Below are 10298 nucleotides of genomic sequence, written 5' to 3'. Positions count from 1 at the left end.
GTGATGAACGGTAAAATGGCAGCTCTTGAAATAGGGGGCAAAACATTTCGCTCCCGATTAATGTTTGGAACCGGCAGGTTTCCAAGTCCAGCTGTACTGCAGGATGCTCTTACGGCATCAGAAGCTGAGATTATAACTTTTGCAGTGCGCAGAATGGATTTGGAAGCTGTTGAGGATGATTCGATTATGCAGCATATTATTGATCGCCCTCTTCAATTTTTGCCCAATACATCGGGCGCGCGAAATGCGGAGGAAGCGGTCAGGATAGCGCAGCTTTCTCGCAGCGCAGGATTAGGGGATTGGGTGAAGGTTGAAATAAGCGCACATCCGCGAACCTTGCTGCCTGATCCGGTTGAAACTTTGAAAGCAACGGAAATGCTCGTGCAATCAGATTTTGTTGTACTGCCTTACACAACGGATGATCCTATGCTTTGCCGCAGGCTGGAGGAAGCCGGAGCAGCGGCAGTTATGCCTGGCGGCTCACCTATCGGCACAGGGCTGGGTATTTTGAATCCTTACAATATAGGATTAATAATAGAGGACGCCAAGGTGCCTATTATAGTAGATGCCGGCATTGGTTCTCCAAGAGATGCGCTTGCGGCAATGGAGCTGGGAGCAGCTGGCGTGCTGATCAATACTGCAATAGCAAAGGCGCAAGACCCGGAAGCGATGGCACGCGCATTCCGGCTGGCAATAGAAGCCGGGGTGCTGGCAAGGTCGGCTGGAAGAATTGAACGCAAGCGGTACGCTTCTGCCAGCAGCTCGCTGGAAGGCAGCTTGTTTGATCAAGGAAGAGAAGGCGATATCGTCTTCATGCAGGAAAGGACAGGCCTCAAGCTATGAGTCAATCTGTCATTATATTAGGCGGAGGCATTATAGGGCTTTCTTGTGCATATGAGGCTGCAAAAAGAAACTACAAGGTAACGCTTATTGAGCCCGGCCGGCTTGGCGGGCAAGCCTCAGGTGCAGCAGCAGGCATGCTTGCGCCATATTCTGAGCAGCTGGAGCAGCCGGATGCATTTTTTCAGCTTTGCCGTCAAAGCTTGCTGATGTATGAGCGGTGGACGCAGGAGATAGAGCAGCTGTCCAAGCATTCCGTAGGCTTAATAAATTGCGGCAGCTTATATGTATGCAAGCATGAAGCGGATATACAGCCGCTTCTGACAAGGCTGCTTTGGCAAAACGAGTGGCAGGCAGGTATGGAGCAGCTGGAGCGGGAGGAGCTGCTTCAGCTGGAGCCGCAGCTAAGCAAAGATATTGTTGCTGGCCTGTACAGCCCGGCTGAAAGCCATGTAGACGCGCCGCAACTTGTCCGAGCTCTTATAGCCTGCTGTCAAATGCTGAGGGTAAGGCTCATTGAGCAAGCAGGCGCGATTGAAGCGGTAGAGCAGACTGATGCTGGTATTACTGTGAAGTATGCAGCTGAATTAAAGAGTATTCGTGCAGAGCGGTTAATCGTTTGCTCCGGTGCGTGGACCTCTTTGTATGAAAGCTCCTTTAACCTTGCACTTCCCGTTCATCCTATTCGCGGACAAATATGTGCATATAAAAACAACGCAGTAACGCCGGCTCATTTAATATTCAGCGCTCACGCCTATTGGGTAATGAAAACGGACGGCAGATTAATATGCGGAGCATCGGAGGATGTAGCCGGTTATAATACAGAAACAACGGAGCAAGGTATTGGCCGGCTCGTTCGTGCAAGCGAAAACTGGCTTCCGGCACTAAAGAGGCAGAAGCTGTACAGCAGCTGGGCTGGCTTGCGCCCGGCGACGAAGGACGGGTTGCCATTAATAGGTCCGATAGACCGTACGGGCCGCATCATAATAGCAGCAGGACATTATCGGAATGGGATTTTGCTTAGTCCTGTTACGGCTCTAATAGCAGCTGATTTGTTAGACAATCATTTGAGCAGCAGCATATCGCCCTTCCATCCAGCAAGATTTACTAGAGCTGCCATATAAATCACAAACAGGCTGTACAGCTACTTACTAAAAGCTGTACAGCCTGTTTGTTTGATTAGGGCTCTGTTAGTTCCCAGCGAATAATGACAGCAGCTTCCGTCAAGCCTCCTCCAAAGCCATACAGCAGCAGCTTTTGATTAGGCTGCACATGACCCTTTTTGAACGCTTCATCTATAGCGAGCGGAATGGAGGCCGCTGACGTATTTCCATAGTACTCCATGCTGGTTAAGGTTTTTTCTGGCGCAATGCCCGTTCTTTGTTGAATAGCTTCGACTATTCTCATATTCGCGCTATGCGGAACGAACCAATCGATGTCTTCTGCTGAGAACCCATAATCCTGCAGAATGCGTTGGATGCCTTTTGACACTTGGGTGACTGCCCAGCGATATACTTCCTTGCCATTTTGAACGAGCATGCCGTTTGTCACAATATCGAATTGATTAATGGATGAGCTCAGACTGCTTCGATAAACATGATGGCCGGATGCGCCGTCTGTATGGGAATAAGCAGCTAATAAACAGCCCTTCTCATTTCCCGTATTCTCCATAATTATAGCGCCTGCACCGTCTCCGAATAAAATACAGGTCGTACGATCGGTATAATCGGTTATTTTAGATATGGCGTCGGCGCCAATAACTAGCACCTTACGGTACAAGCCGGTGAGCAGCAAGCTGTTGCCAAGCTGTATGCCAGCGGTAAAGCCCGCACAAGCTGCGCTTATATCAACGGTTCCACAGCTGCCGATTTTGAACTCGCCCTGTACCCTTGCTGCCATGCTTGGGAAAAAAGTATCAGGCGTACTGGTCGCTACAATAATGTAATCAACATCCGATAAAGTAACTGGAAAACGATCCAGCATATTTCTAACTGCAGCAAATATGATATCGCTTGTAAATTCATCAGGAGCTGCTATTCGTCTTTCCCGAATTCCGGTTCGCTGCACGATCCATTCGTCGCTTGTATCAACCAGTTGTTCCAAATCAGCGTTGCTGAGAATGCGGCTTGGCACATAGGTGCCGATAGCGGTTATTCGTGCATGTGATTGGATCGACTTCAAATGAGTGGCTGACATAAATAAAACCTCCTTTAACAAACGCTTAGTATCTGGTATTAGTACCTAGTACCAATATAAATGCAAACTGCCTTTCCTGTCAATTGTATCCCTTACACCCATATATGATGCATCAAACATAGCGCATATATCGCATCATAAAAGCTCAGTCTAAACGTGTGCGAACAATAACTACAACAAATACAGGAGGCTTACAATGCGTAAATTATTATTGCTTATTACTTCTGCGGTGATGATGGTTGCTATTCTTGGCGGTTGCGCAATGACAACTAAAAATGATGGAATCAGGCAAAGAGATATGACTATCGATGGAACAACCATTATTAAAGATAAGCGATTCGCAGATGATCAGAAAAATGAAATGAACCATATTAATGGCGTTCAGCAAAATGGCAACAATTTGATTGGCAATCATAAAAATTATCGTATGGAAATGAGCAAGGAAATATCTGATCGTTTATTAAAAATTGAAGGCATTAAATCTTCTTATGTTATGCTTACGAACAACAATGCTTATGTTGCCGTATCGTTTGAGGATGAAAATCTTCCACAGCAAAATAATAAAATGATGAGCCGCACAAATCTAAGCCAGATGGGCAATCAAGCGGTCGATATGCATAAAAAAATGAATACAATGGCTACAGGTGATGAAAAACTGACGGGTGACATTAAAAATAAAGTAGCGGATACAGTGAAGCAAATGAGCCCTCAAACAGATCACGTATACGTTTCTGCTAATCCGGATTTTGTAGGCCGTATGAAAGGATATATGACGGATGTTTCATTAGGCCATCCAATTCAAGGCTTTATCACTGAATTCAACGCAATGGTTGACCGTGTGTTTCCGGCAGTATCAGGTACGGATGCCAGCAATAATCGTGGTTTTTCTAATAAAGGCGGCCGTATTTTAGAATAGCGCAGGAAAAAATTGTCCCAGAAGCCTGACGTGCAGCTTTTGGGACAATTTATTTTGAATGATAAAAATCTAAAAGTTTTTTCTATAAACTTGTTCTTATCATTTATCGGTAAAAGCGTCTTTCAAAGGAAGGCGGAGCCGTATATCCTTGTTAAAAGTAATTTTCTATTTATTAACAATCATTGACCAGCCCGACCGGATTGGATAAAGTAATTGTATGGCGATTTTACAATAACGAGGTGAGTGACCTATTAAACGATTTTTTTCTTTTACGATTATCGGCTTAATACTAATGCTGAATTTTGTCATGCCGGTTGCCGCGGACAGCACCATTGCGCTGCGCAATGGCAATATCGAACAGGTTACAAACGGCGTGGCGGACGGCTGGAGCCATGCAGCCTGGGATCAAGGCGTAGATACAACGATTTATACGGTCGACCAGACCGAAAGCTACGAAGGTCATTCCAGTTTATTTATACATAACCAGCTTGAAAACCATGCGCGGTTTACTCAAACCGTCCCGGTGAAAAGCAGCACGACTTATCGAATTTCTGCATTTATAAAAGCTGAAGGCTTTAGAAGCGACTCAGCTGGCGCACATATTCAAATTGAGGATGCGGCGCTTTTTTATCCTCACTTGCTCGATACTGCCGGACAATGGCAGCAGCTCGAAATTTATGTGAAGACAGGCAAGAAGCAGAAAGAGATTACGATCGGGCTTAGCGCTGGCGGTTATGGCCGTTTAAATGCAGGGAAAGCCTGGTTCGATCAAATCGAAATTCAGCAGGTCAGCAAGGCGCCGACCGGGGTGGAAGTGTTCTCGGCTGAGCCCAGCGTTAATAATAATGCTTCCGACTCATCGGAGCAGGCGGTTAGGCCGATTTCAATGTGGCCGATTATGCTGATCGCAGCTGTATTCTCCTTGTTTTTTTACGGATTTGCCATTCGTAGAATGGATCAAGCAAGCGTTCAGCTTAAGCCGGAAAAGACAAGCAAACTAAATTTATTAGCTGCCTTACTTTTAGCAGCGCTGGCGATTCGGGTTATTATTGCCGTTATGTATCATGGTTATCCGAATGACGTTGCCTTATTTAAATATTGGGCACAGCATGCGGTCAACAACGGCATATTTGGATTTTACAGTACCGAAATTTTTATAGATTACCCGCCGGGCTATATGTATGTTTTATTTCTAGTTGGCAAGCTTCATCAATGGCTGTCGATCGATTATAATTCAGCGCTGTCGCTTCTGTTGATTAAGCTGCCAGCCATACTGGCAGACTGCGTTGCTGTATATTTAATTTATCGTACAGCACGTGCCAAATTAAGCGAGAAAGGCTCTTTGCTGCTTGCTCTGCTATACGCCTTTAATCCGCTTATTGTAACGGATTCAGCTGCTTGGGGTCAGGTTGATTCGATCTTTACGCTGCTTTTGGTGTTGTCCGTACAGGGCATGGCCGAGCGAAGAATCGTCAAAGCTTCAATCTGGTTTGCTGTGGCAGCGCTGGTGAAGCCTCAGGCTTTTATATTTATGCCTGTACTGCTGCTTATGCTGCTGCATCGCAAGAAATGGAAGGAATTGTTGACGAGTGCGTTTGCCGGCTTTGTTACATTTTTGCTGTTAGCAATGCCATTTTTCGCTGGACATGGCGGAATAAAAGCTTTAATTGATTTGTACAAGGAGACTCTATCTTCCTATCCATATGCAACGTTGAATTCATTTAACGTGTACATTTTAACCGGCGGCAACTGGGCCGGATTATCTGAAAAATTTTTACTTATACCCTATTCGGCATGGGGATTATTAGGGGTTTTTGCAGCTGTCCTTTTAGCCGTTTATTATTCCGTAACAGCTAAGCAATCCGGTAAAATAACGGCGGCTTTAGAGGACGAAAGAGTTACTCGTTCTTACTATTTAGCAATGATACTCATTGCGGTAGTGTTTATTTTTGTAACCAAAATGCACGAGCGATATATGTTCCCTATCGTTTTGTTGTCTGTTTTTGCATATATTCAATCGCTTGACCGCAGAATGCTGCACATATTTTTCGGCTTTTCCATGACGAATTTTATTAATGCCAGCATTGTGCTTGCTTACAGCAAACAGACAGCACAAATTCCGATTGAGGGCATAGCTATTTTATGCTCGATTGTCAATATAGCTCTGCTTCTGTACATGCTTTATGCAGGCTTTGATCTGTATGTGCGCGGGAATCGAAAAAGCTGCCAATTGATGGATCAGGGAATGCAGGACAAAAATACTTTGGATGCTATAGGCAGTGGCAAAGGCTCGTTAAATGGGACCGATAAAGCGAAATTCCTGCGTAAGGACCGAATCATTATGCTGGCTATTACTGCGATTTATGCAGCTGTAGCGCTTATTAATTTAGGCTCGACAAAAGGACCAGTCACTGTTTGGCAGCCGAAGAGCAGCGGACAAAGCTTCTATGTTGATTTGGGCGAGACGAAGCAGCTGGAGCGTGTAACAAGCTTTGGCGGCGTAGGCTCGGGCAAGTATGCCTTGGAGTTTGCGCTTGAACCGGATCAGTGGACCAATAAGATCGATGTAGAAAGCACGCATGTTTCTGTTTTCGCCTGGAATAGCGTTGAAGTCAACACAGAAGCAAGATATGTGAAGCTGACGGTAACGGGGTCAGGCTTCTCTATGCATGAGCTGGGCATCTATGAAACAGGTGCAACCAAGCCGCTGCCAATTGCGTCAATAGTAGATGCAGACGCGCAAGACGCGCGCAGAGGCAATGTTGCGCAGCTGTTTGACGAGCAGCAGCTGATGATCAAAACGAATCATTTCTATTATGGCAGTTATTTTGATGAAATTTATCATGCGAGAACCGCTTATGAAAATATTGAAGGCATCGTTGCTTATGAGAGCACTCATCCGCCGTTAGGCAAGCTTATTTTGGCGATCGGAATCAAGCTGTTCGGCCTTAATCCATTCGGCTGGCGTATCGCGGGTACGGTGCTGGGCATTGCTATGCTGCCTATCATTTATTTGTTTGCACATCGCATTTTTGGCAGAACGATATACGCAGCGCTGGCTGCTGCCTTATTTGCCGTAGATTTTATGCATTTCTCGCAGACGAGAATTGCAACGATAGATGTGTATGGCGTGTTTTTTATTATACTCATGTTTTATTTTATGCACCGCTATGTGCAGATGAATTTTTATCAGGACAGGTTTTTGCGCACCTTGCTCCCGCTTGGTCTTGCGGGACTTATGTTCGGCTTGGGCGTGGCAGCCAAGTGGATTGCTGTATACGGCGGAGCGGGACTTGCCGTTATGCTGGCGCTGTCGCTAATCGATCGCTATAAGGAATATGCTGCGGCTAAACGATATTTGCGCAAAGACACTGCTGATAAATCAGAGGATGCGGATATAGCAGATGCTGCTGTGCAAGAAAAGCAATGGAAATTGGCTGAGCTTGCTCAAATCAAGAAGAAGTTTCCGCGTTATCTCTTCTCGACACTAGCGGTTTGTCTCATCTTTTATGTTGCTGTTCCGCTAGCTATCTATATGTTGTCGTACATCCCTGTATTGAAAGTAATGGACGGCGGCTATACGCTCAAAGCATTTATTGAATATCAAAAAAATATGTTCAACTACCATAGCAATCTCGTTTCCTCGCATCCCTTCAGCTCCTCTTGGTGGGAATGGCCCTTTATGAAGCGGCCGGTTTGGTATTTCTCGGGCAATAATTTAGGCGAAGGCATGAAAGCAACTATTGTTGCGCTTGGAAATCCGATTCTATGGTGGACTGGTTTATTTGCCATACTTGCTACAGTATGGTTAAGTGTAAAGCGCCGCGATAAAGCGATGTATACGGTATGGGTCGCGTATTTCTCGCAATATATACCTTGGATGCTTGTCACCCGCGAAACATTTTTGTACCATTATTTTGCGATGGTGCCTTTTATGATCATAAGCATTGTTTATTTGTTTAAACTAGTAGAAGAGCGTTATCCGAGGTTTGTTACAATACGCAATATTTATTTGGCAGCAGCAATCGGACTATTCCTGCTCTTTTATCCAGCTTTATCGGGACTGACTGTACCTAAATGGTATGTGGATTATATACTGCGCTGGTTCCCAAGCTGGGTATTCTAATCTAATTGCAGGAGGAAAAGCAATGAATTCTACAGCTGTAACATACAGCGTAATTGTACCTATGTATAACGAAGAAGAAGTAATTGAGCATACTTACCTTCGCCTTAGCGAAGTGATGAAACAAACGAAAGCGGGCTTTGAGCTCATTTTTGTGAATGATGGCAGCAAGGATGGAACGGTACAAATTATAGAAAAAATTAAACGAAATGATTCCACCGTCCGATTGATCGATTTCTCGCGTAATTTCGGTCATCAAATTGCGATAACTGCAGGCATGGATTATGCGCAAGGGCAGGCGATCGTCGTTATTGATGCCGATCTGCAGGATCCGCCGGAAGTTATTTTGCGGATGATCGAAAAGTGGAAGGAAGGCTATGAGGTTGTATACGGCAAACGCCAAAAGCGCAAGGGTGAGACGCTGTTTAAAAAATGGACGGCGATGATGTTTTATCGGTTGCTGCGCAGTATGACCAATGTGGAAATCCCTGTTGATACGGGCGATTTCCGTTTGATTGATCGCAAGGTATGCGATGTATTGCGCGGCTTGAAGGAGAAAAACCGGTTCGTCAGAGGCTTGATCAGCTGGATTGGCTTTAGACAAACAAGCGTTGAATACGTGCGTGAGGAGCGCTTCGCGGGCGAGACAAAATACCCGCTAAAAAAAATGATCAAGTTTGCGCTTGACGGCATTACCTCGTTTTCCTATAAGCCGCTCAAAATTGCCAGCTATGTTGGCTTTGCGCTTTCTTTAGGCGGATTTATATATTTGCTGGTTGTCATCTGGCAAAGGCTGTTTACGGAGACGACCGAATCAGGCTGGGCATCCATCATTGCTATCAATCTTATATTCAACGGGATTATTTTAATGATTCTTGGTGTGATTGGGGAATATATCGGCCGTATTTATGATGAATCCAAAAACAGACCGCTATATATTATTAGACATGCTGATGGCAGCATAACTCAAGAGCAGCAGCCTGCTGCGGAACTGGAGAAGCTTCGCAATGAGTAGCGAGCCGGCTGCATGGAGAAAGACGGGGCTGCAATTCGTTTTGTTTAATATGGTCGGTCTTCTGAATACAGCGATTGATGTTGCCGTTTTCTCACTTCTGCTCGCTTTTTCCGTTCATGCCAGCGCAGCTCAGGCTATCGGCTATATGGCAGGGATGCTTAACAGCTATCTGCTTAATAGCCGCTTTACGTTCAAGCAGCAGAGCCAGCATTTGACGAGTCTGCATAAAGGCGCACGCCGTATTCGTTTTATCATTTGGAATTTAAGTATGCTGCTGTTATCGGTTGTACTAATGGCCATCGCTATTGAATGGCTTCATATGAACGCGGCTATTGCCAAAATTGGCGTTACACTATCAGTGCTTTTTATTAACTTTTACGGCAATAAGCGCTGGGTGTTTATTAAACAGCCAATTGCAGAGGAAGGAGAGGGAAAAGCATGAAGAAGTGGATTGCCTATGTTTTGATCGTCGTTGGTTTGCTCATCGTTGTTTATCCGGTAGGCGCTCAGTGGTATGATAATCGTATTCAGGAAAAGATGCTCGAGGAGTGGGAGCAGGAGCTGCTGGAGGAAAGCGCGGAGCTGACGGCACAGGACCAATTTAATACGCTTACTGCTTTATTTGATTCGGAGCCCGGCAATTCAGAGGTGGAAGCGGCAGTAGAAACTTCGCCAGAGCCAGACCCGGAACCATCGAAAGAGCCGGAAAAAGAAGCTCTGCCTGATCCGATTGCAACTATTAAAATTCCAAGCATTAATTTAAGCTTGCCTGTCCTAGAGGGAGCAACACAAAAAAATATGAAGTATGCAGCTGCTCACCTTACAGAAACAGGAAAATTCGGTCAAATCGGCAATGCTGCTATTGCTGCTCACCGCATGAAAACAAAAGGCAGGCTATTTAATCGCCTTAATGAAGTAGCTGAAGGCGACAGCATTAAAGTAACGGCAGGCGGCAAAACGTTTGATTACACGGTATATAAGGTATCGATCGTGGAGCCAACGGATGTTTCCGTACTTAATTATAACAAAATTGATAAGCTGCTGACGCTGATTACTTGCAATCCTGTCGTAAATCCAACTCATCGCTTAATCGTGCATGCCAAAATTTCAGAATAAATAAGGAAGGGCTTTTCATGCAGCCATGCTGCTGAAAGGCCCTTTAATGTCGCATCATTTATATAGCAATTGCTAAGAGAAATTACCTGATG

8 protein-coding genes are annotated in these 10298 nt (G+C 45.2%); 7 read left to right on the top strand and 1 reads right to left on the bottom strand.

Annotated elements, in window-relative coordinates:
* The first annotated feature begins 3 nt into the window (after positions 1-3).
* Together ACRRU2_RS14200 and thiO are read left to right on the top strand one after the other, a co-directional pair.
* Positions 4-843, top strand: a complete 840-nt coding sequence (locus ACRRU2_RS14200; RefSeq protein WP_331701391.1) for a thiazole synthase — start codon at positions 4-6, stop codon at positions 841-843.
* Positions 840-1964 carry a glycine oxidase ThiO gene (gene thiO / locus ACRRU2_RS14195; protein WP_432502558.1) on the top strand — a complete coding sequence of 375 codons (1125 nt, stop codon included), beginning with the start codon at positions 840-842 and terminating at the stop codon, positions 1962-1964. Before ACRRU2_RS14200 ends, thiO begins: the two co-directional genes overlap by 4 nt.
* Positions 1965-2019: 55 nt before the next feature.
* On the opposite strand, the gene ACRRU2_RS14190 is transcribed toward thiO, so the two are convergent.
* Positions 2020-3036 carry a ketoacyl-ACP synthase III gene (locus tag ACRRU2_RS14190; RefSeq protein ID WP_432502556.1) on the bottom strand — a complete coding sequence of 339 codons (1017 nt, stop codon included), beginning with the start codon at positions 3034-3036 and terminating at the stop codon, positions 2020-2022.
* A 196-nt stretch (positions 3037-3232) separates the two neighbouring features.
* Here ACRRU2_RS14190 and ACRRU2_RS14185 point away from each other — a divergent pair, with 196 nt between their 5' ends.
* The 5 genes from ACRRU2_RS14185 to ACRRU2_RS14165 all read left to right on the top strand — a co-directional run bounded on the left by ACRRU2_RS14185 (position 3233) and on the right by ACRRU2_RS14165 (position 10206).
* Complete coding sequence (locus ACRRU2_RS14185; RefSeq protein WP_331701369.1) at positions 3233-3952, top strand: YhcN/YlaJ family sporulation lipoprotein; 720 nt, start codon at positions 3233-3235, stop codon at positions 3950-3952.
* A 292-nt stretch (positions 3953-4244) separates the two neighbouring features.
* Positions 4245-8078: a glycosyltransferase family 39 protein gene (locus tag ACRRU2_RS14180; RefSeq protein WP_432502553.1), complete on the top strand. Its 3834-nt coding sequence runs from the start codon at positions 4245-4247 to the stop codon at positions 8076-8078.
* A gap of 22 nt (positions 8079-8100) precedes the next feature.
* Positions 8101-9090 (top strand): glycosyltransferase family 2 protein, encoded by a 990-nt coding sequence (locus ACRRU2_RS14175; RefSeq protein ID WP_432502551.1) that lies wholly within the window; start codon positions 8101-8103, stop codon positions 9088-9090.
* On the top strand, positions 9083-9532 hold the full coding sequence (locus tag ACRRU2_RS14170) for a GtrA family protein (protein ID WP_331701372.1): 450 nt from the start codon (positions 9083-9085) through the stop codon (positions 9530-9532). The genes ACRRU2_RS14175 and ACRRU2_RS14170 overlap by 8 nt, the downstream gene beginning before the upstream one ends.
* Positions 9529-10206 (top strand): sortase, encoded by a 678-nt coding sequence (locus ACRRU2_RS14165; RefSeq protein ID WP_432502549.1) that lies wholly within the window; start codon positions 9529-9531, stop codon positions 10204-10206. Before ACRRU2_RS14170 ends, ACRRU2_RS14165 begins: the two co-directional genes overlap by 4 nt.
* Positions 10207-10298 lie beyond the last annotated feature (92 nt).

The organism is Paenibacillus sp. GXUN7292 (assembly GCF_050864975.1).
GTDB lineage: Bacteria > Bacillota > Bacilli > Paenibacillales > Paenibacillaceae > Pristimantibacillus.
The sequence above is the reverse complement of the archived record's forward strand: the minus strand, read 5'-3'. Positions and strand labels throughout refer to the sequence as shown.